Origin of the sequence: Allopontixanthobacter sp. (assembly GCF_034376665.1) — a bacterium.
Taxonomy (GTDB): Bacteria; Pseudomonadota; Alphaproteobacteria; order Sphingomonadales; family Sphingomonadaceae; genus Allopontixanthobacter.
In genome coordinates this window covers 1-21,003 of sequence record NZ_JAXMJI010000094.1, presented here as the reverse complement: position 1 = coordinate 21,003, position 21,003 = coordinate 1, and the positions used below count along the sequence as shown (strand labels likewise).

Here is a 21,003-nt window from a genome sequence, read left to right as displayed (position 1 = left end):
ACAGGCCGATATATTCAACCGGCTGACGATCAAGGAATATGAACGGATCCGCGATTTCCTGATCCTGCATTATCATGCCACCACGCGTGACGACAGCGAGTTCTGGAATTATTGCCGCACCATGAGCGTGCCGGATTCCCTCAAGGAAAAGATGGCCCTGTTCCAACTCAACGGGCAGATTTTCCGCGAGGAAGACGAGCTGTTTACCGAGAGCAGCTGGACTGCGGTGATGATGGGGCAGGGTATCGCCATGAAGGGGCACAATCCGATGGCCGATGTGATCGGAGAGCCGGCATTGTCCGAAGAGCTCGGCGAGATGGAGAAGTCGATTCGTTTCCTGGTGCAGCAGATGCCCAGTCATGCCGACTATCTCGCGCGGTACTGCCCTGCGGTGCCTGCATGAGTTGAAGCAGGGCCACAGGGACTGCTCACCCGTCTGGAATCTGCGGTGCCAGCGGTTTGCGGCAGGTTTCGATCAGCAGCGCCGGAAGCGGGCTCGGGTTCAGGTCGAGCTTTCCTGCGCCGGGCAGGGTGGCCGTGATGGTGCGTTTCCCGGTCAGCACTTCAAGTTTGGGATCGTCCGCCGGAATGGTGCCTTCCCACAGCCACGCCCGCCCGTTCCACGTGGCATCCACGGGAATGCGGGCGATATGGCCATTGCCGACCAGGGCGAACAGCGCCTTCGCCTGCGCATCGGCGGCGGCGAAGCGGATGATCCTTATCAGCGGCTCGCCAGTCGGCGAAGCCTCGCACGAAAGAGCGAGATAGGGCACTTCGGCCGGGTTACCGAAAAGAATGCGCCCGGCAGTACTGCTATCCGCCCACACGGCCTTGCTGGTGTCGGGAGACGGCAGGGGTGCCCTGCCTGCACCGGTGGCTTCAGCCAGATCCACCCTTTCGAGATAATCGTCGGTGGCGGGAGGTTTGCAGGCCGTCATGGCGGCAGTTGCAGCCAGAGCGAAAAGCAGGGACGGGGCAATGCGGAGCATATCTGGCTTTCGTGGACGCCGGTCACCGGCACGGCTGTTGTCTTCGGCGCGGGTGTCGGGAATTGAACGCCGTTCCATGGCAGCCGCAGCTGGCCCGGTAAATCGCCTGCGACAAGAGTGTTGTGATTATTTTTGGGGCTTGAATGCTGCCTGACGGCTACTTCTTCCATTTCCTTTGCGTCTGGCCGTAGCTCATCTTGCGGGTGCCTGGCCTGCCTTCGGTCGAGCGGCCGACAAGAGGCGCTTTCTTGTCCGTGTCGGGGATACCGAGCTCGTCGGCTTCCAGCTTGCGGATTTCATCGCGCAAGCGGCCTGCTTCTTCGAATTCCAGATCGGCGGCGGCAGCGCGCATCTTCTTTTCCAGGCCTTCGATATAGGCGCGCAAATTGTGGCCGACCAGATTGTTGGCCCCCTCGGCATCAATCTCCACCAGCACGCCGTCGCGGCTGGCGGTGTGGGCGACGATATCCTGGATGTTCCGCTTGATTGTGGTCGGGGTGATCCCGTGTTCCAGATTGTATTCGCGCTGTTTCTCGCGCCTACGGTCTGTTTCCGCAATCGCGCGTTCCATGCTGCCGGTCATCCGGTCTGCATAGAGGATGACCCGCCCGTCGACATTGCGCGCGGCGCGGCCGATGGTCTGGATCAGGCTGGTTTCGCTGCGCAGGAAGCCTTCCTTGTCGGCATCGAGGATGCACACCAGCCCGCATTCCGGAATGTCGAGCCCTTCGCGCAGCAGGTTGATCCCCACCAGCACGTCATACACGCCGAGACGCAAGTCGCGGATCAGCTCGATCCGTTCCAGCGTTTCGACATCGGAATGCATATAGCGCACCTTGAGGCCGGCTTCGTGCATGAATTCGGTCAAATCTTCCGCCATCCGCTTTGTCAGCGTGGTAACCAGCGTGCGGTAGCCATTGGCGGCCACCTGGCGGCATTGATCGATGCAGTCCTGCACCTGGTCCTCCACCGGCCGGATTTCCACCGGGGGGTCGATCAGGCCGGTCGGGCGGATCACCTGTTCGGCAAACGCACCGCCGGTCTGCTCCATCTCCCAATTGCCCGGCGTGGCGGATACTGCAAAGGTTTGCGGGCGCATCGCATCCCATTCGTTGAAGCGGAGCGGACGGTTGTCAATGCAGCTGGGCAGGCGGAAACCGTATTCCGCCAGCGTGATCTTGCGCCGGTGGTCGCCTTTCGACATCGCGCCGATCTGGGGCACGGTCTGGTGGCTTTCATCGACGAAGAGCAGCGCGTTTTCGGGGAGATATTCGAACAATGTCGGCGGCGGTTCGCCGGGCAGGCGGCCGGTCAGGAACCGGCTGTAATTCTCGATTCCCGCACAGGAACCGGTGGCGGCGATCATCTCGAGATCGAAATTGGTGCGCTGTTCCAGCCGCTGGAGCTCCAGCAGCTTGCCTTCGGCCTCCAGTTCCTTGAGCCGCTCGGCAAGTTCGAATTTGATCGCTTCGGCGGCCTGCTTCATCGTCGGGCCGGGGGTCACATAATGCGAATTGGCATAGACGCGGACTTTCTCGAGGCTCGCGCCCGGCTTGCCGGTAAGCGGATCGAATTCGCTAATCGCCTCGATATCGTCCCCGAAGAAACTGACCCGCCACGCCATGTCTTCGTAGTGACTCGGGAAAATCTCCAGATTGTCCCCCCGGACGCGGAACGTGCCCCGCGTGAAGGCGGCGTCGTTGCGTTTGTACTGCAGCGCAACCAGCTTGCGGATCAACTCGCGCTGGTCGACGGTGTCGCCCGCCTTGATGTCGAAGATCATGGCCGAATAGGTTTCGACCGAACCGATCCCGTAAAGGCAGGAGACGGAGGCGACGATGATCACATCGTCGCGTTCGAGCAGGGCGCGGGTGGCCGAATGGCGCATCCGGTCGATGGCCTCGTTGACGCTCGATTCCTTCTCGATATAGGTATCGCTGCGCGGAACATAGGCTTCCGGCTGGTAATAATCGTAGTAGCTGACGAAATATTCGACCGCGTTGTTCGGGAAGAAGCTTTTGAATTCACCGTATAATTGTGCTGCCAGGATCTTGTTCGGGGCCAGGATCAGGGCAGGGCGCTGCAGTTCCTCGATCACCTTGGCCATAGTGAAGGTCTTGCCGCTGCCGGTCACGCCCAGCAGCACCTGTGTCTGTTCGTTACCCTGCGTCCCGGCGACCAATTCCGCGATTGCGGTGGGCTGATCGCCCGCCGGTTCGTAATCGGACACGAGTTCGAACCGGCGGCCCGGCATCGATTTGTCGGGGCGTCTGGGTTTGTGCGGGGTGAAGTCGCCGGAGGTATCCGGTTCCGCCAGCCCGCGACGAATCACAAGTTCGGCCATGGGTGAACATATGGGGAATATGGCGCGGCCCTGCAAGAAGTTGGCAGACTGGGGGCAAGTTGGTATTCAAGATGTGAAGCTTAGCCGATCCAACCGAAAGGGCCCATTATGCGCCGCACGACATTCATCCCGATTGCGCTGCTCGCTCTGACCGCTTGCGGCAGCGAAACGCCCGAGGAGAAATCCACCGACGAAGTGGTCGCGGAAGCCAGGAAAATGGCCGGCCCCATGCCGGGTCAGTACGAAACCACCACGGTGCTGCGGGAATTCTCCGTACCCGGTGTGCCCGCGCAGCAGGCGGAAATGATGAAGCAGCAATTTGCATCCGGGACCGACCGGACCGAGACTTTCTGCCTGACAAAGGATCAGGCGGAGAAAGGGTTTGAGGAGATGGTGCGATCCATGGGCCAGATGGGGCAGGGTGTGACCTGCTCGTTTTCCAAGTTCGATGCGTCGGGCTCCAAACTGGATGCGGCGCTCAACTGCACCGGGCCCGGCGGTACGACCATGACGATGGGAATGGACGGCACGGTCGAATCCGAACGATCCGACATGACGATGACGATGAACAGCCGTTCCACCATGATGCCGGGGATGGAAATGACCATGGTGATGGATTCCCGGTCCCGCCGGATCGGGGAATGCCCGGCCCGCAGCGGACAAGGGTAGCCGATGAAATCATTCCGCCGCGTGCAAGGCAGTACCGGCAGCGCCGATCTGCGCTACCGCCTGGCTCTGGCCCGGGAACCGAAACCGCGTGACGCCGGCGGGCCGCCGCTGCGGCGCTTGCTGGCGGAAACGCAGGTGGTGATCGAGCCGGTCCGGCGCCTGGCGCGCAATCTCGAGATTGCAGAGGCGGACAATCCGCGGAAGGTGATGCTGCTGCCGGGTTTTGCGACCCATCCTGTCCGGATGCGGTATATGGCGCGTCAGCTGGAAAGGGCCGGGCACAAGGTCAAGCGATGGGGTCTGGGCTTCAATTTCGGGCCGACGTTGGAGAATTTCGAGATTCTCGAACGGCGGTTGGAGGAACTCTACCGGCGTTATCAGGAGCCGGTCTATCTGGTGGGGTGGAGCCTTGGCGGCCTGTTCGCCCGCGAACTGGCGCGGCGGCACCCGGAAATGGTCGCCAAAGTGGTTACGATGGGCTCGCCCTTTTCGGGTAACCCGCGCGCCAACAACGCCTGGCGCATCTATCAGTTCATCACCGGGCACAGTGTCGATTCTCCGCCGATTGCGGGGGACGCCGGGTCCAAGCCGCCGGTGTTTACTACCGCCTTGTGGAGCCCCCGCGACGGGATCGTCAGTCCGCGCAGCGCCTGCGGCAAGGCAGGCGAGCGCGACCGGGCAGTCGCCCTGCGGTGTACGCACCTCGGCTTTGCCTATTCCGAAGAGTCGATCCGCGCCGTTTTGCGGGAGCTGGACGAGGGATGAAGCTACCCCTTTATTATCTTCGCAGTTGCGGTATCAGTGTGTCTTGCCGCGAGGAAGTTCGCGTTCAGGGGGTACATGGCTGACGCGACGGATAAATTCGATGAAATGCAAAAGCCGGACGGTTCCATCCGCACCGCCTACGGTGACTATAACAGCTGGTATCAGGAACAGGCGGCCGATCTGCTGCGCCGCAAACATCTCGAGGCTGAGGGCAGTTTCCGCCGCACCGGCATCACCTTCAACGTCTATGGCGACAACGAAGCCGAAGAACGGCTGATCCCCTTCGACATGGTGCCCCGAGTGATTGCCGCCGGTGAATGGCGCAAGCTAACCCGCGGCATCGAACAGCGCGTCCGCGCGCTCAACGCGTTCATGTACGATCTGTATCACCGGCAGGAAATCATCCGCGCCGGCCGGGTGCCGGAACGATTGTTCCGCAACAACGCCGCATGGCTGCCCAATATGGTCGGCTTTACCCCGCCGGGCGGCGTCTACACCCACATCGTCGGGATCGATCTGGTGCGGACCGGACCCGATGAATGGTTCGTGCTGGAGGACAATGCCCGGACACCTTCGGGGGTGAGCTACATGCTCGAAAACCGCGAAACCATGATGTCGATGTTCCCGGAACTGTTCACCCGCGTCGGGGTGGAGCCGGTATCGGATTATCCGCGCCGCCTGGCGAAAAGCCTCGCGGCCTGTGCGCCGACGGTGACCCAGGGCAAACCGGTGGTCGCGGTGCTGACGCCGGGCATCTACAACAGCGCCTATTTCGAACATGCCTTTCTGGCGGACCAGATGGGTGCGGAGCTGGTCGAAGGAACGGATCTGCGGGTGATCGACGGCCGCGTCGGAATGCGCACGACGCGCGGGTTTCAGCCGGTGGACGTGATCTACCGCCGGGTTGACGATGACTTCCTCGACCCGCTCACCTTCAACCCAAGCAGCGTACTCGGTATTCCCGGGATCATGGACGTTTACCGCGCAGGCGGGGTCACAATCGCCAACGCGCCGGGAACCGGGGTGTGCGACGACAAGGCGATCTACAGTTTCATGCCCGAAATCGTCGAGTTCTACACCGGCGAAAAGCCGCTGCTGCCGAATGTGCAGACATGGCGCTGTTCGGAAACTGACAGCCTCGCCTATGTGCTCGATAATCTGGCCGAACTGGTGGTGAAGGAAGTGCATGGATCGGGCGGCTACGGGATGCTGATCGGCCCCACCGCCTCGCGCCGCGAGATCGCCGAGTTCCGCAAGAAGCTGGAAGGCAACCCGCAAAATTATATCGCGCAACCGACGCTGGCTCTGTCGACGTGCCCGATCTTCACCAGGAAGGGTCTCGCGCCGCGGCACGTGGATCTGCGCCCCTTCGTGCTCGTTTCGCCCGAAACCATCGACATCACACCCGGCGGTTTGACCCGGGTCGCGATGAAGCAAGGTTCGCTGGTGGTCAATTCCAGCCAGGGCGGCGGGACCAAGGATACATGGGTGCTCAAGGATTGATGGCGCATCGGACAACCTCAGGGGCGGCACCATGCTAGGCCGGACAGCGAACGGATTGTTCTGGATGTTCCGCTATCTGGAACGGGCGGAGAATACGGCGCGCCTGCTCGATGCCGGTCTGCGCATGGCGCTGACGCGCGATCTGGCGACTTCGGAAGAAGAATGGCGATCCGTGATCCAGACTGCCGGGCAGAAAACCGCCTATGAAAAGAAGTTTGACACCTACACCGGCAGCCAGACCTGGAACTTCATCCTGCGGGACAAGGAAAATCCCGCCAGCGTGATGCAGATGCTGGATTCGGTGCGAACCAACGCACGGCTGTCCCGCAACGCGATCAGCAGCGAATTGTGGGAAGCGATCAACGAGACCTGGATGCAGATCAAGGAGATGCTGTCCCGCCCGGTTACCCAGTCCAGTGTCGGTCAGGTGGTTACGGCGGTCCGCCGCGGGGGCACATTGGTCCACGGCGCGATGGCCGGTTCCATGCTGCGCAGCGAAGGCTATCACTTCGCCCGCGCCGGCACCTTTCTGGAACGCGGTGAAAGCACGGCGCGGATCCTCGACATCAAATATTACCTGCTGCTGCCGTCCTTCTCCTATGTCGGGTCGACGCATGACACAGGCCAGTGGGACACGGTGCTGCGATCCGTTTCGGGAGACCGCGGCTACCGCTTCCTCAACGCCGGGCAAATCGACGCGCGCGGGATCGTGGAGTTCCTGCTGCTCGACACCAGGTTCCCCCGCAGCCTGGCCTTCTGCCACGCGGCGGTGCGCGAAAACCTTCGATCGCTGGCGAAAATCCACGGGGTCGAAGCACGTTCCAACATGTTGATGCGCGAAGCCGACACACGGATTGCGGACATGACCGTCGACGCCGTATTTGAAATGGGGCTCCACCGGTTCCTGATCGAATACATGAACAGCAACGCCGCGATTGCCGCCGCAATCGCCGAAGATTATCGGTTTACCGGCTGACCATGCGCTTATCGATCCGCCATTCCACCCGCTACAGTTTCACCGAACCGGTGGTCCACGCCTTGCAGCGCCTGCGGCTGACGCCCAAGGCAACGCAGGGCCAGAAAATCCGGTCCTGGACCATGCAATACGATCATGCGACCCGCGAACTCGAATATGACGATGAACATTTCAACCACGTAACTCTGGTCTCGATCAATCCGGGTGCAACCGAAGTGATCATCCAGTGCGAAGGTCTGATCGACACGGAAGACAACGCTGGCATTATCGGGCAGCATTCCGGCCATCTGCCGCTGTGGTCGTTCCTCAGCCAGACGCCGCTGACGAAGCCCGGCACACAGGTCAACCAGATGCTCCGCAGCCTGTCGGACACGTCCGCGGACAAGCTGGCATTCCTTCACGCCTTGTCGTCGCGCATCCTCGACAACGTCGAATACAAGATCGGCGAGACCAACGTGCGCACCACCGCAGAAGAAGCCTGGGTGCGCGGCGGCGGGGTCTGCCAGGATCACGCCCACATTTTCATCGGCGCAGCGCGGGCGATGGACATTCCCGCGCGCTATGTCAGCGGCTATCTGATGATGGACGACCGGATCGACCAGGAGGCCACCCATGCCTGGGCGGAAGCGCATGTCGACGGGCTCGGCTGGGTGGGCTTCGACGTCTCGAATGGCATAAGCCCGGATCCGCGCTATGTCCGGGTGGCGACCGGGCGCGATTACCGCGATGCCGCACCGATCACCGGGATCAGTTTCGGCAGCGCAACCCAGACGCTGCATGTTGAAGTTGCGGTCGAACAGCAGCAAGTACAGCAGTGATAACCGCAGGAAATTGAGATGACGTATTGTGTGGGAATGCTGGTCGACAAGGGACTGGTCATGATGAGCGACACCCGGACCAATTCGGGCGTCGATAACATCTCCGTGTTTCGCAAGATGTTCCACTGGAACATCCCGGGCGAGCGGATCATCGCGGTCATGACCGCCGGGAACCTCGCCACCACGCAGGCGGTGATCAGCAAGCTGGAGGAACGGTCCAAGGCTCCGGACGAGCGGATCAATTCGGTGCTATACACGGCGACGATGTTCCAGGTCGCCACCGCGATCGGCGAGCTGGTGCGCGAAACGATCAGCGAGCGGCAGGCGGCCAACGGGATGACCGGCAAGGGCAAGTTCACCGCATCGATGATCGTGGCGGGCCAGATCGCCGGCATGGAGCCCCGGCTGTTCATGATCTACCCCGAGGGCAATTTCATCGAGGCCAGTTTCGACACCCCGTTTTTCCAGATCGGCGAGACCAAATACGGCCGCCCGATCATTTTGCGCGGGTATGACCGGACGATGAGCTTCGAGGAAGCGGTCAAGCTGCTCATGGTGTCCTTCGATTCCACGCTCAAGGCGAACCTGTCGGTCGGTCTCCCGCTCGACCTGATGGTGATCGAGCGCGACGGGTTCGAACCGCGGCACCAGCGTCGGATCGCGCAGGGCGATCCCTATTTCCAGACCATCTCGTCCGGTTGGGGCGACGCGCTGAAGGCCGCGTTCCACTCGCTGCCCGATTACAGTTTGTCCAATAAGTAGAACTACATAGCGGAAAGCGCCTAAGCATTTCTGCGGACCGCAATCCTCCCTATTTCCGCTCCGAAACGGATCAATCCGCCCCCCGCGGCGGCGGTATGGTCAATGCCCGTTAACCATCCGCTTCGGTTCCAATGCGCCGTGCCCGCCCGGAAATTCCGGCGCAGCTTCGGGCCATGGAACATCACCTCATCATCCGCTTCGTCGAACCTTCCAGCCGCGTCAGGGCCGAACTCGCGCGCAGCGCCTTCGCGCTCGGCCATCATGCCGAGGTCTATGCCGATCTCGAGGAACTGACCGACCACATGCCCGAAACCGGGGTGGTCGTGGCGCGGGACGATCCGGCAACCGGCGGCGTGGCGGCGGTGCTCGCGCGGCTGGCGGAACACGGCCACTGGCTGCCGCTGATCGCCACCGACACCGCGCCCCACCCTCACCGGATCGTGGCCGCGATGAAGGCCGGCGCGCTCGATTACCTCCCCCTGCCGCTCGACGCGCGCCGCTTCGCCGCAGCGCTCGACCAGATTGCCATCGACATCGCCCGGCACGGCCAAGCCCGCCGCCGCATGGTGGAGGCGCGCAGCCGGATCGCCGGCCTGTCCGCGCGCGAACGCGAGGTGCTGCACTGGCTGGCCGAAGGCAGCAGCAACAAGACCATCGCCCGCGAACTCGCCATCAGCCCGCGCACGGTCGAAATCCACCGCGCCAACATGATGGCGAAACTGGGCGCGAAACACGCGGCGGAGGCTGTGCGCCTGCGGATCGAGGCCGCGATGGACATCGGCGTCGCCGCCTGAGGAGCGCGCCGCTAGCGGCAAAACGATCCGTCGCCTTTCTCCAGGTGCAGATGGTCGCGGTGCGCCGCGTTGTAATCCGGTCCCAGCACGGTGCCGAAGCGTTTGCAGGCGCTGGCGTGCACCACCCGCAGGAATTCGCGCTCTGCCCGCCCGCCGCCGTCCCAATCGGCGAGCACACTGATCCGCCGCCCGTCGGCCAGCACGAAAGCCGCGACGTCCACCGCCTCGGCCGAGGCATGGGCGCTGCGCCGACCGCGGCCCGCCACATCGCGGCAGGCATAGCTGCCCATCGTCTCGATCCGGGCGAGCGGGCTGCCCAGGATCTGCCGCGCCGCGCGGTCCACCCCGAAACGTGACCACCCGGCCATCAATTCCGCCGTCGGGCAGGTCACCGGCCCCATGTTGGCGAGCGAAACCCGTTCCTGGTCCCCCTGCAGCGCGCTGAGGTTGACCGTGTTCACCGTGGAGCATCCCGCGCCGTAATAACGGTCCGGCACCGGGGTGAACTGCGTGCCTGCCTGTCCCAGCTTGGCCAGACACCGCCCCGCGTCCGGCGTGACCGCAATCGCCGCAGTGGCCGGCCCGCGCACCGTCTGCTCCCCGCGCCCGCCCGGCACCATGCCGCCGCACCCCGCCAGCGCCGCCCCCAGTGCAATCAGGTTCGTGAGCCGAAACATTGCGCGCATTCTCGCCAGGTGTGATGAACCATACGCTAACGGCAAGGCCGGGCGGCGGCGCGGTGCGATGCAGCGAGCTATTCCGGCGGGGCGCATTGCTGCCACAGCTCGATCTTGATCCCGTCCGGGTCGAGCAGCCAGGCGAATTTGCCGTAGCCTTCGTCCGCGCTGTCCAGAATTTCGACCCCTTTGCCCTTCAACAGGGCGACGAACCCGTCCAGATCGTCCACCCGCAGGTTGATCATGAACCCGCCGCGCCCCGGCTTGATATAGCTGTCGTCCGCAAAATGGCTGATCAGCGAATAGGGCTGGTCCCCCGTTTCTTCCGACCACAGCATCTGCGGCCCGTATTCCCCGTCCAGCCCCAACACATCGCGGTACCACGCCCGCGTGGCCGCCGGATCGGACACGGCATAGAATACCCCGCCAAGTCCTGTTATTTTTGGCCCGGTTTTTTTCGGCCCTGAAACCTTCGCCATCACACTGTCTCCCCATGAACCGCCATAGTGTAATACCACAGCAAAGGTGACAATAGTGACACATCCAACATTTCGTGTCCGCCGTATAACTGACTGAATTCACAGCAAAAACCACCGAAAGGTGACAGATCGTCCTTTGGAGAAAAATAAAATATTCCTGCGCGCGCCTATGCGATTGTTGCGCGAGGGGCCGGTGACACGGAAAAGGCGGGCAGGGCAGGGCATTGCCCCGGGCATGCCAGATTGGGGCGGTGTAGGAAAATTCGAGGCGATTCTAATCCCGCTATTAAGCTTCGGTGGATTGTTTCTATTTTGTTCTTGCTCTCTGGGAACCTTCCTGGCAAGATGCCAAAATTCTTCCCAGGAGAGCCCCTTGAAAATCCAGCAGACGTTTTCCGAACTTCGAGAATTAGCAGGCATGTCTGTCGAGCAGGCAGCGACTGAGCTGGGGTATTCCCAGAGTACAGTATATCGGTGGGAGCGTAACGAAATCATGCCGAAGGCACCTGTTATGCGGACGCTGGAGGCGCTCACACAATTTTCTGCTCGGCCAAAAGGCGTTTATCACGACACGCCCTTTCGCTTCGTCGATCTGTTTGCTGGGATCGGCGGCTTGAGAATTGGTTTTGAAGGTATCGGCGGACATTGCGTTTTTACTTCTGAGTGGGACAAGTATTCTCAAGAGACCTATCGCCGGAATTTTCGGGACAACCATCTCCCGCATGGCGATGTGCGTGAATTCTCCGAAGAGCCCGACTTGGTGCCGGAGCACGATTTGTTGTTGGCCGGATTTCCTTGCCAGCCATTTTCGATCGCCGGCGTATCGAAAAAGAACTCTCTAGGTCGGCCTCATGGATTTTTATGTGATACGCAGGGCACACTTTTTTTCGACACCGCACAGATCATTGCGCACCATCGGCCTGCAGCTTTTGTTTTGGAAAATGTCAAGAATCTCGAGGGGCATGATGGCGGCAATACGTTCGCTACCATCAAGCATGTCCTCGAAAACGAACTGGGATATCATGTACAAAGCCGGGTAATAAACTCTTCGCCTTGGGTCCCCCAAAAGCGCGAACGAATATTCATAGTTGGCTTTAGGGATCGTTCCACGTTTGATCTCGCAAATTTGGAACTGCCAGTCGAGGCAGAAGGGCCAAAACTCGGATCGATCCTCGACCCTCACGATACTGTTGACCCGAAATATACCCTTACTCCGCGACTCTGGGAGTATTTGCAGGATTACAAGGCGAAGCACTTGGCAAAGGGGAATGGTTTCGGCTTCAGTCTATTTGGTCCCGAAGATGTCGCGCGCACACTGTCGGCACGTTATTATAAGGATGGCTCCGAGATACTGATTGCTCAACCGGGCAATCGACCGCGACGTTTAACGCCTCGGGAATGTGCTCGTCTTATGGGGTTTGAGACCGCCGAGCGCCCATGGCATATCCCAGTCTCTGATACGCAGGCATATCGTCAGTTTGGGAATGCTGTTGTGGTACCGGTAGTAGAATTCCTGGCGAACGCTATGAAGCCGTATCTGGCTTCGGCGACAAAGTCGAAAGGCCAGCCTGGACCTACGTTGTCTTTGGGTGTTGACCGGAGGCTGCTACCCATTGGTTGACGTTGTCACGCCTGAAGTTCGCAGCCGGATGATGGCCGGGATTCGTGCCAAAAACACTAAGCCCGAAATGGTTGTGCGGCAGGGGTTACACCGTCTTGGTTTCCGGTTCAGGCTTCACGACAAAAAGCTGCCTGGTAAGCCTGACCTCGTCTTTCCTAAATTTGGCTCTGCGATCTTCGTTAATGGCTGTTTCTGGCATGCTCATGACTGCCACATGTTCAAATTACCAAAAAGTCGAACTGACTTTTGGTGCAAGAAGTTTACCGAGAACCAAAAACGAGACCAAAGGGTTCGCCGGCAGCTCGATCAGATGGGAATTCGTCATTTGACGATATGGGAATGTGATTTAATGAATAAATCATCGGCGAAAATATTCTTATTGCTTGACGAATGCGCTGCTTGGTTGCGCCGGGATGAGGACGGGATGGGAAGATAATGCGACGGGGCAATCTCTCGGAATATTTCACCGGCGTAGTCGTTAAAGATCTAAGTGAGGTCGAAACCAACCCGAAAAAATCCAATCAGCATGAATTCAACGGTTCTGCGGCTCTCCGAGCATTACTCGGTAGCGAAGAGCCTTTAAGAATTCCGACAAAGTTCCTTTGGATCGGTGCGGAACAAGAGCAGGTCGAAGCAATCGACGGTACTCTCACGTGGTATGATTCCCGTCGAGACACCCCAGGAAGAACGGAATACCGCCTCTATTATGAGTCCAATTCGATCACTGACCTGATCGCTGTTGGGGATTCATTTTTCTTGGCATTGCGAAACGATAAAAGCGCACTTGCAGTATTCACGCCGACAGACGGTACGATGTACAATCAACTCCTCTGGTTGTTTGGTGTCGAGCATGGAAACCAGGCTTCGTTCGTTTTTCAACCAGTAACTGGCACAGATCAAGGAGAACTAGATTTTGCAGCAAGATCAGTGCTCGAAGCAATTGCGGTTGAGCCGGAAGAGGCTGAACTAGATCTTATAGAAAATCTCACGGAAAAGTTCGGGGTAAATATGCCCCGGCCAGCTATACTTTCGGTTCTGGCAAGAGAATCAATAGGAACCGAGGTTGCGCTAGATGATCCCGACAGGGCGATTGTCGATTGGATGGAACGAGAGACGCAGTTGTTCCGGAGAATAGAAAGGCGAATTGTTTCCGAAAGAATTTCCGAGGGCTTCTATCTGAACGGAAATTCTGACGTTGATAGCTTCATTTCATTTTCATTGAGCGTCCAAAATCGAAGAAAATCTCGTGCCGGACTCGCGCTTGAAAGCCATATTGGAGCGGTGCTGGACGCTCATGCAATCAAATATGCAAGAGGGGCGGTAACAGAGAACGGAAACAAACCAGACTTCCTCTTTCCTGGAGATCAGGAATATCGTGACCTAAAGTTTCCGAGCGCAGGCCTGACAATGTTGGGAGCCAAATCAAGTATCAAGGAGCGCTGGCGGCAGGTACTGTCCGAAGCCGAACGCATTACGCCGAAGCACTTGCTCACACTTGAACCGAGCATTTCCGAAGCGCAGACGGATGAGATGCAGGCAAAAAATCTGCGGCTTGTTGTGCCTCGCGGAATCCACAAGACGTTCAAACCGCTTCAACAGTCGTGGCTCTATTCATTTTCCGATTTCATTGAGCTGGTGCGCGGCAAGGAGCTCTAGAAGCAGCGGCGACCCTTTCGGATCGCCGCGCACCTTGGCCCCGAGGCGCCAAGGGTGATATGTGCTTCTAAATGGAAGGAAATCCATTCAAGTCAATTGCTGCGTTCAGTTTCGCAGCAAAAACTCTTCCCCTCGCCCCTTCAGGGGAGAGGGAGGAGCCCCGCAGGGGCGGAGGGTGTGGGGGATGCACGGAGTTAGCTGGAATTCAAGGCACCACCCCCGGCCCCTCCTCTGAAGAGGAGGGGGGAAGTTGGGGCCGCCTCCTGTGAAGAGGAGGGGGGAAGGGGTTAGCCGTCGGTTTTCTTGCGGCTGGCTTTCTTGCGCTCGTTCGGGTCGAGGATTGCCTTGCGCAGGCGGATGTTCAGCGGGGTGACTTCGACCATTTCATCATTGTCGACATAGGCGATGGCCTGTTCCAGCGTCATCACCTTGGGCGGGGTGAGGCGGATTGCGTCATCCTTGCCGGTGGAGCGGAAGTTGGTCAGCTGTTTGGACTTCATCGGGTTGACTTCGAGATCGTCCGGCTTGGCATTTTCGCCGATGATCATGCCTTCATACAGCTTTTCCTGCGGCTTCACGAACAGGATGCCGCGGTCTTCCAGCATGTTGAGCGCATAGCCGACCGCTTCGCCGGTGCCGTTGGAAATCAGCACGCCGTTGGCGCGGCCTTCGATCTTGCCCTTGAACGGTCCGTATTTTTCGAACAGGCGGTTCATGATCCCGGTGCCGCGCGTGTCGGACAGGAATTCGCCGTGATAGCCGATCAGCCCGCGGCTGGGCGCGCTGAAGGTGATCCGGGTCTTGCCGCCGCCCGATGGGCGCATGTCGGTCATCTCGCCCTTACGCATGGCGACTTTTTCCACCACGGTGCCGGCGAATTCATCGTCCACATCGATCACGACGGTTTCGTATGGTTCCAGGCGATTGCCGTTTTCGTCCTCGGTGAACAGCACGCGGGGGCGGCTGATGCCGAGTTCGAAGCCTTCGCGGCGCATGGTTTCGATCAGCACGCCGAGCTGCAATTCGCCGCGGCCGGCCACTTCGAAACTGTCCTTGTCATCGGATTCGGTGACCTTGATCGCGACATTGCTTTCCGCTTCGCGCGCCAGGCGGTCGCGGATCATGCGGCTGGTCACCTTGGTGCCTTCGCGGCCCGCGAACGGGCTGTCGTTCACCGCAAAGCGCATGGAAAGCGTGGGCGGATCGATCGGCTGGGCATGGAGCGGTTCGGTGACGGAAGGATCGCAGATGGTGTTGGACACCGTGGCAACGGTCAGCCCGGCCATGGAGATGATGTCGCCCGCGCGGGCTTCCTCCACCGGAATGCGTTCGAGGCCCTGGAACGCCATCAGCTTGGACGCGCGGCCGGTTTCGACGATCTTGCCGTCATTATCCAGCGCGTGGATCGGGCCGTTGACCTTGATCGTGCCCGACTGGACCTTGCCCGTAAGGATGCGGCCGAGGAAGTTGTCGCGGTCGAGCAGGGTGACGAGGAATTTGAACGGGCCGTCGAAATCGGCTTCCGGGCTGGGCACGTGTTCGATTATCTTTTCGAACAGCGGGGTCAGCGTACCTTCGCGGGCGTCGATATCCTCGCTGGCGTAGCCATTACGGCCGCTGGCGTAGAGGACGGGGAAATCGAGCTGTTCGTCGTTTGCGCCGAGCGTGACGAACAGGTCGAACACTTCGTCCAGCACTTCGGACGGGCGGCCATCGGATCGGTCGATCTTGTTGACCACGACGATTGGCTTGAGGCCCAGCGCGAGCGCCTTGCCGGTGACGAACTTGGTCTGCGGCATGGCGCCTTCGCTGCTGTCCACCAGCAGGATCACGCCGTCCACCATGGACAGGATCCGCTCCACCTCGCCGCCGAAATCGGCGTGTCCAGGGGTGTCGACGATGTTGATGCGGGTGGCACCTTCGCCTTCGCCCCATTCGACCGAAGTACATTTGGCGAGAATGGTGATCCCGCGTTCTTTTTCCAGATCGTTGGAATCCATTGCGCGTTCTTCCACGCGCTGGTTGTCGCGGAACGTGCCGGACTGGCGGAACAGCTGGTCGACAAGAGTGGTCTTGCCGTGGTCGACGTGGGCGATAATCGCCACATTGCGCAATAATGCGGACATTCTAAGGGGGCTCGCTAATTCGGTAAGGCAGGATAGGGGTGCCGACACGCGGTGAGCGCATCTGTGCATCTGGGCGCGCCCCTAGCGGATGCTGCACTGCGGGGCAAGCAGAACCCCGCCACGGCGTTGTGGTTCCTTTGCAACAGTAGTGGTAATTTGCAACCTGATGCTTGAGCGTTGACGCGGACCCGCCTATGCCCTGAAGACAAGGACGGGCCTCGAGAACAGAACAGCCTGCCGTGGTAGAGGATGGAGACTTCATGAAATTCAACGTTTTTGGACGTGCGCAGGCCGCACGTGCCGCAATGCTCGCCGGTGTTGCGTCTGTTGCCTTTATCGCTCCCACCGCCGTCATGGCGCAGGACGCAGCCCCTGCGCAGGACGAAGAACCGGAAGAAGCCGAACTGGCCGCTTCGGGCAATCTCATCATCGTCACCGCCTCCAAGCGCGAACAGACGCTGCAGGATACGCCGATCGCCGTTTCGGTGACCACCGGCGAAACGCTGGAGCGCGCCCAGATCCGCGATCTGATCGATCTGCAGACAGTCGCCCCGTCGCTGCGGGTGAGCCAGCTGCAGAACGCGGCCAGCACCACCTTCATCATTCGCGGCTTCGGTAACGGCGCCAACAACTTCGGCATCGAGCCGTCGGTCGGCGTGTTCATCGACAACGTCTTCCGTTCGCGCTCCGCCGGCCAGATCGCCGATCTTGCGAACGTTTCCCGCATCGAAGTCCTGAACGGCCCGCAATCGACGCTGTTCGGCAAGAACGCTTCCGCCGGTGTCATTTCCGTGGTCACGCAGGAACCGCAGTTCGAATTCGGCGGCAGCGTTTCGGCCACTTACGGCAATTACGACCAGATCGTGCTGAAGGGCGACATCACCGGCCCGCTGACCGACAGCCTCGCCTTCGCGGTGGACGCGAATTACAACAAGCGCGATGGTTACGCGACCGTCGTCAATCTCGACGAGCGGATCAACGACCGTAATCGCTACGGCGTTCGCGGCCAATTGCTGTTCGACAATGGCGGCGCGCTCCGGGTGCGTGCCATCGCCGATTACAACAAGATCGACGAAGTATGCTGCAACGTGGGCAATGTCCGCTTCGGCCCGACCGCGCCGGCCATTTTCGGGGTCGGCGGCCAGATTGGCAATGAAGACGCACTGACCGATCGCAGCTTCCTGAACAGGCTGCCGACGAACGAAATCGAAAGCTACGGCGGATCCATTCAAGGCGACCTGGAACTCGGCGCTCTCACGCTGACTTCGATTACGGCCTACCGTGAACTGACCAACGTCAGCAATCAGGATGTCGATTTCACCAGTGCGGATATCGTCAATGAATTCCGCGACCAATCGGTTGAAACTTTCACCCAGGAATTCCGCCTGACCTCGGATTTTGACGGTCCGCTGAACTTCCTTCTGGGCGGCTTCTACTTCGATGAGGCGATCGATCAGAATTCGACCCTGACCACCGGTGCCAATGGGCGGCAGTTCTTCAATCTGCTGGCTGGCGGTGCGCTGGCCGCCGTGGAAGCCCCGCTTGGCCTGCCAGCGGGTTCAATCTTCTCCGCCGGTCCGCTGACAGCGGAACAGTTTACTCTGGACAATACGTCCTGGTCGATCTTCGGTACGGTCGACTTTGAAGTTACCGACTGGCTTACCCTGACCGGCGGGTTCAACTATACAGACGATGAAAAAGACTTCACTCTGGCCCAGCAATCGTTCGATGAATTGTCCAACATCAGCCTGGTTGATCGTTACATATTCCTGTTGACGGGCGGAGCGGTTACGACTCCGGCGCAATTCAATGCACTTCCTGCGCCAAACCAGGGATTCCTCAGAGCAGCGTCGACCACGCAGTGTTCGGCAACCAGCCCTGCTCCTCCAGCGTGTAACCCGTTTCTCGGCTTGACGGCGCTGCAATTCCAGCCGCCGTTCCTGGGTCTGCCGAACTCGGTGGAGCCGGGGCAGACCCGCGACGATGACTTCAGCTACACGCTGCGCGCATCGGCCGAACTGACCGACCAGATCAACGCCTATTTCACCTACGCAACCGGGTTCAAGGCATCGTCGGTCAATCTGTCGCGCGATTCCCGACCTTCGGCGGCCGATTTTACTCCGGCGCTGCTCAGCAATGGTGCGCCTTCGGGCAGTGTCATTCTGGCCCCATCTTCGCCGATCCGCGATGCCGGTCTGATCGTTCCGAACCTGTCCACCGGATCGCGCTTTGCCGGCCCGGAAGAAGCGGAAGTGTATGAAATCGGCATCAAGGCCAGTTTCCCCGGCCTTGCGGTCAATCTGGCCGTGTTCGACCAGACCATCGACGGGTTCCAGTCCTTTGCCTTCACCGGTACGGGTTTTGCTCTGGCCAACGCCGGTTCGCAATCGACCCGGGGCTTCGAACTTGACACGACCATCACCCCGATCCCGGCGCTGGTGTTCACTTTCGCCACCACCTATCTCGATGCGAATTACGATTCCTTCACGGGCTCGGCAGTGGGTGATCTTTCCGGAACTCGCCCGGCAGGCATTCCCGAATGGACCATCGCCACATCGGCCACTTACACGCACCAACTGGGATCGAGCGGCAACAATCTGATCGCCCGGGTCGATTACTACCACGAAAGCCAGACGCAGATCCTCGACGGTCTGCCGGACTTCATCGACCGAACGCAGCCTGATCCCTTCGCATCGGCCCGTGCCGCGGCGACAGAATTCCGGCGTGAAACCAGCGAGGTCAACGCCTCGCTGACGCTGGCGATGGACATGGGGCTGGAACTGAGCGCCTATGTCCGCAATTTGACCGACCATCGCAATCTGACCACCGTCTTCCCGGGGGTTGCGCAGTCGCAAACCGTTTCGGGCTATCCCAACCAGCCGCGCACTTACGGCGGCACGGTGCGGTTCAAATTCTGAACTGATTGGATATGATAAGGGGAAGGGGGCTGCCGCGAGGTGGCCCCTTTTTTATTGCGCTGCGTCAGAGATTGTGATGCTTTGCAGCCATAATAAAGCATGGGGGTATCAATGGACTGGATGATTTTGCCGCTGAAGCGCTATGCGGATTTCTCCGGGCGGTCGCGCCGGATGGAATACTGGATGTTCGCGCTGTTTACTCTGCTCGTTTACACCCTTTGCGTGGCGCTGATGTTCGCCGGGGGCTTCGATCTTGCCACGATCGAAAGCGAAATGATTCCCGAAGGTCCGGGGCCGTTGTTCTACCTTGGCGCAGGCCTGCTGGTCCTGTTCGCGATCGGCATCATAATTCCGTCCATCGCGTTGAATGTCCGACGCTTGCATGACCGCGATATGTCCGGCTGGTGGTATCTCGGATTCATGGTGCTGGCGAACGTCCCTTACGTCGGGATATTGGTGGTGATCGGCTATCTGGTGCTGATGTTCCTGCCCGGCACGCCCGGTCCGAACCGCTTCGGGGAAGATCCCAAGGATCCGACACAGGCGAGTGTGTTCGAGTAACTCCTAAAAGCGCCCGCGCCCGTTAGGGACAGGCACTAAAGCGCCCTTAGGGCCTGCGCCGGTTTCGCTCGCAACAGCGGGAGCGAACCGGCCAGCGCGAACGCCAGCACGAACAGCAGCCCGGCCCCGAGGACGCCAAGGATTTCGGCCCAGTCGGGAAGCCATGCAAATTCGAACAATTGCACCACCACCAGCCAGGCAAGCCCGGTGCCGAGCGCCAGCGCGACTACCGCCAGAACGATTGCCAGCAACCCATATTCCGCCAGTTGCATCAGCAGCACTTGCCGGCGGCTCGCGCCCAGCACGCGCAGGATCACCGTGTCATAGGTCCGCACCGCGCGGGCCGCGGCAATCGCCCCGATCAGCACGGCGAGCCCCGCCAGCACCGCCACCGATGCCGCGGCGAAGGTGGCGGTGCCGACCTGACTCAGGACTACCCGCGCCTGCGCCAGAACCTGGCCGATCTCGATCACCGAGCTGGACGGAAAGTTGGTGACCAACTGGCGCAGCAGCGGGCCGGTTTCCGCTCCCACCGGCAATTCGATCGTCGCCGCCAGATTGTGCGGCGCATCGCGGATCGCGTTGGGGGAAAAGACCAGCACGTAGTTGAAGCCCATGCTTTCCCAGTCGATGGTGCGGAAATTGGCCACCCGCGCGGTGCGTTCCACGCCGAGAATGCCGATCGTCAGGTAATCGCCGATCTGCAGGTCCACCGCCTCGGCAAATTCGGCATCGACCGACACCAGCGGTTCGCCGTCGTAGAACGGTCCCCACCAGTCGCCCGCCGTCAAGCGGTTGCCCACCGGCAGATCATCCGCATAGGTCAGTCCGCGCTCGCCCCGCAGCGGCCATGCGCCGTCGGGTATTTCCTCCAGATCGGCGACGCGGATCATCGCGTCTCTGGGCCCGTAGGCGAGGATTGCGCCGCGCATCGATGGCACGGTCCGGACTGCTGCGCCGGGCTGCTCTGCGGCGACGAGCTGCTCGAACGCGGTCACCCGGTCGCGCGGCACGTCGAGCACGAAATAATCCGGCGCTTCGCGCGGGACGCGCTGGTCGATATTGCCGTCGATACTGCTCTGGATTGCCGCGAGAAGGACAAAGGCGCTCAGCCCGAATCCGAGCGCCGTCACCAGCGCGCCGGTGGCTGCACCGGGGCGGTGGAGATTGGCCAGCGCCGCCCGCCACAGCGGATTGGCCGGGCGGGGAACCTTGGCTGCGATCTTGCGGATGCCCCAGCCAAGCAGCGCCAGCATTCCGAGGGTCACCATCGCTCCGGCGAGGAACCCGCCGGACAGCAGCGGCTGGCGGGCAGTGATCAGGGCCAGCGCGATGATCGCCGCCA

19 protein-coding genes are annotated in these 21,003 nt (G+C 60.5%); 13 read left to right on the top strand and 6 right to left on the bottom strand.

Annotated elements, in window-relative coordinates; translation table 11 throughout:
- On the top strand, positions 1–403 hold a 403-nt coding region (locus U0988_RS10210), incomplete at its 5' end, for a tryptophan 7-halogenase (protein WP_322292517.1).
- 25 nt (positions 404–428) lie between these two features.
- On the opposite strand, the gene U0988_RS10205 is transcribed toward U0988_RS10210, so the two are convergent.
- Both U0988_RS10205 and uvrB read right to left on the bottom strand, forming a co-directional pair.
- The gene (locus U0988_RS10205) at positions 429–1,067 is read right to left on the bottom strand and encodes a hypothetical protein (protein ID WP_322292516.1); all 639 of its coding nucleotides are present in this window, start codon (positions 1,065–1,067) and stop codon (positions 429–431) included.
- A gap of 79 nt (positions 1,068–1,146) precedes the next feature.
- Positions 1,147–3,333 carry an excinuclease ABC subunit UvrB gene (uvrB, locus tag U0988_RS10200; RefSeq protein WP_322292515.1) on the bottom strand — a complete coding sequence of 729 codons (2,187 nt, stop codon included), beginning with the start codon at positions 3,331–3,333 and terminating at the stop codon, positions 1,147–1,149.
- Between the two features lie 108 nt (positions 3,334–3,441).
- Between uvrB and U0988_RS10195 the strand changes: the two genes are divergently transcribed.
- The 7 genes from U0988_RS10195 (at position 3,442) to U0988_RS10165 (ending at position 9,620) form a co-directional block, all read left to right on the top strand.
- The gene (locus U0988_RS10195; protein ID WP_322292514.1) at positions 3,442–4,002 is read left to right on the top strand and encodes a DUF3617 domain-containing protein; all 561 of its coding nucleotides are present in this window, start codon (positions 3,442–3,444) and stop codon (positions 4,000–4,002) included.
- 3 nt (positions 4,003–4,005) lie between these two features.
- A complete protein-coding gene (locus U0988_RS10190) occupies positions 4,006–4,767 on the top strand; it encodes an esterase/lipase family protein (RefSeq protein WP_322292513.1) in 762 nt (253 codons plus the stop codon).
- 75 nt (positions 4,768–4,842) lie between these two features.
- The gene (locus U0988_RS10185; protein ID WP_322292512.1) at positions 4,843–6,270 is read left to right on the top strand and encodes a circularly permuted type 2 ATP-grasp protein; all 1,428 of its coding nucleotides are present in this window, start codon (positions 4,843–4,845) and stop codon (positions 6,268–6,270) included.
- Between the two features lie 31 nt (positions 6,271–6,301).
- A complete protein-coding gene (locus tag U0988_RS10180) occupies positions 6,302–7,246 on the top strand; it encodes an alpha-E domain-containing protein (protein ID WP_322292511.1) in 945 nt (314 codons plus the stop codon).
- Between the two features lie 2 nt (positions 7,247–7,248).
- The gene (locus tag U0988_RS10175) at positions 7,249–8,064 is read left to right on the top strand and encodes a transglutaminase family protein (RefSeq protein ID WP_322292510.1); all 816 of its coding nucleotides are present in this window, start codon (positions 7,249–7,251) and stop codon (positions 8,062–8,064) included.
- Positions 8,065–8,082: 18 nt separating this feature from the next.
- Positions 8,083–8,826, top strand: a complete 744-nt coding sequence (locus U0988_RS10170; RefSeq protein WP_322292509.1) for a proteasome-type protease — start codon at positions 8,083–8,085, stop codon at positions 8,824–8,826.
- Positions 8,827–8,957: 131 nt separating this feature from the next.
- On the top strand, positions 8,958–9,620 hold the full coding sequence (locus tag U0988_RS10165; RefSeq protein WP_322292508.1) for a response regulator transcription factor: 663 nt from the start codon (positions 8,958–8,960) through the stop codon (positions 9,618–9,620).
- Positions 9,621–9,631: 11 nt separating this feature from the next.
- Here the strand turns inward: U0988_RS10165 and U0988_RS10160 are convergent, their stop codons facing one another.
- Positions 9,632–10,306 (bottom strand): extensin family protein, encoded by a 675-nt coding sequence (locus tag U0988_RS10160; RefSeq protein ID WP_416172386.1) that lies wholly within the window; start codon positions 10,304–10,306, stop codon positions 9,632–9,634.
- Between the two features lie 68 nt (positions 10,307–10,374).
- Positions 10,375–10,776, bottom strand: a complete 402-nt coding sequence (locus tag U0988_RS10155; RefSeq protein ID WP_322292507.1) for a VOC family protein — start codon at positions 10,774–10,776, stop codon at positions 10,375–10,377.
- Between the two features lie 373 nt (positions 10,777–11,149).
- On the opposite strand from U0988_RS10155, the gene dcm reads away from it, so the two are divergent.
- The 3 genes from dcm to U0988_RS10140 are packed head-to-tail and all read left to right on the top strand — an operon-like array spanning position 11,150 to position 14,053.
- Positions 11,150–12,397, top strand: coding sequence for a DNA (cytosine-5-)-methyltransferase (gene dcm / locus U0988_RS10150; RefSeq protein WP_322292506.1), 1,248 nt, complete (start codon positions 11,150–11,152; stop codon positions 12,395–12,397).
- Positions 12,390–12,833, top strand: coding sequence for a very short patch repair endonuclease (locus U0988_RS10145; RefSeq protein WP_322292505.1), 444 nt, complete (start codon positions 12,390–12,392; stop codon positions 12,831–12,833). Before dcm ends, U0988_RS10145 begins: the two co-directional genes overlap by 8 nt.
- Positions 12,833–14,053, top strand: coding sequence for a type II restriction endonuclease (locus U0988_RS10140; protein ID WP_322292504.1), 1,221 nt, complete (start codon positions 12,833–12,835; stop codon positions 14,051–14,053). Before U0988_RS10145 ends, U0988_RS10140 begins: the two co-directional genes overlap by 1 nt.
- A 287-nt stretch (positions 14,054–14,340) precedes the next feature.
- On the opposite strand, the gene typA is transcribed toward U0988_RS10140, so the two are convergent.
- Entirely contained in the window at positions 14,341–16,179 is a 1,839-nt protein-coding gene (gene typA / locus U0988_RS10135; RefSeq protein WP_322292503.1) for a translational GTPase TypA, read from the bottom strand.
- A 260-nt stretch (positions 16,180–16,439) separates the two neighbouring features.
- Here typA and U0988_RS10130 point away from each other — a divergent pair, with 260 nt between their 5' ends.
- Together U0988_RS10130 and U0988_RS10125 are read left to right on the top strand one after the other, a co-directional pair.
- Positions 16,440–19,097, top strand: a complete 2,658-nt coding sequence (locus U0988_RS10130) for a TonB-dependent receptor (protein ID WP_322292502.1) — start codon at positions 16,440–16,442, stop codon at positions 19,095–19,097.
- Between the two features lie 111 nt (positions 19,098–19,208).
- Positions 19,209–19,658 (top strand): DUF805 domain-containing protein, encoded by a 450-nt coding sequence (locus U0988_RS10125; protein WP_322292501.1) that lies wholly within the window; start codon positions 19,209–19,211, stop codon positions 19,656–19,658.
- Between the two features lie 35 nt (positions 19,659–19,693).
- Here U0988_RS10125 and U0988_RS10120 read toward each other — a convergent pair.
- A partial coding sequence (locus tag U0988_RS10120) for an ABC transporter permease (RefSeq protein WP_322292500.1) occupies positions 19,694–21,003 on the bottom strand: 1,310 nt, incomplete at its 5' end.

Coding starts and splice junctions, on each gene's coding strand:
- uvrB (WP_322292515.1), bottom strand. CDS start 3,333: ATGGCCGAACTTGTGATTCGTCGCGGGCTGGCGGAACCGGATACCTCC.
- U0988_RS10130 (WP_322292502.1), top strand. CDS start 16,440: ATGAAATTCAACGTTTTTGGACGTGCGCAGGCCGCACGTGCCGCAATG.
- U0988_RS10190 (WP_322292513.1), top strand. CDS start 4,006: ATGAAATCATTCCGCCGCGTGCAAGGCAGTACCGGCAGCGCCGATCTG.
- U0988_RS10165 (WP_322292508.1), top strand. CDS start 8,958: ATGCGCCGTGCCCGCCCGGAAATTCCGGCGCAGCTTCGGGCCATGGAA.
- U0988_RS10180 (WP_322292511.1), top strand. CDS start 6,302: ATGCTAGGCCGGACAGCGAACGGATTGTTCTGGATGTTCCGCTATCTG.
- U0988_RS10140 (WP_322292504.1), top strand. CDS start 12,833: ATGCGACGGGGCAATCTCTCGGAATATTTCACCGGCGTAGTCGTTAAA.
- U0988_RS10205 (WP_322292516.1), bottom strand. CDS start 1,067: ATGGAACGGCGTTCAATTCCCGACACCCGCGCCGAAGACAACAGCCGT.
- U0988_RS10155 (WP_322292507.1), bottom strand. CDS start 10,776: ATGGCGAAGGTTTCAGGGCCGAAAAAAACCGGGCCAAAAATAACAGGA.
- U0988_RS10185 (WP_322292512.1), top strand. CDS start 4,843: ATGGCTGACGCGACGGATAAATTCGATGAAATGCAAAAGCCGGACGGT.
- typA (WP_322292503.1), bottom strand. CDS start 16,179: ATGTCCGCATTATTGCGCAATGTGGCGATTATCGCCCACGTCGACCAC.
- U0988_RS10170 (WP_322292509.1), top strand. CDS start 8,083: ATGACGTATTGTGTGGGAATGCTGGTCGACAAGGGACTGGTCATGATG.
- U0988_RS10160 (WP_416172386.1), bottom strand. CDS start 10,306: ATGCGCGCAATGTTTCGGCTCACGAACCTGATTGCACTGGGGGCGGCG.
- U0988_RS10175 (WP_322292510.1), top strand. CDS start 7,249: ATGCGCTTATCGATCCGCCATTCCACCCGCTACAGTTTCACCGAACCG.
- U0988_RS10195 (WP_322292514.1), top strand. CDS start 3,442: ATGCGCCGCACGACATTCATCCCGATTGCGCTGCTCGCTCTGACCGCT.
- U0988_RS10125 (WP_322292501.1), top strand. CDS start 19,209: ATGGACTGGATGATTTTGCCGCTGAAGCGCTATGCGGATTTCTCCGGG.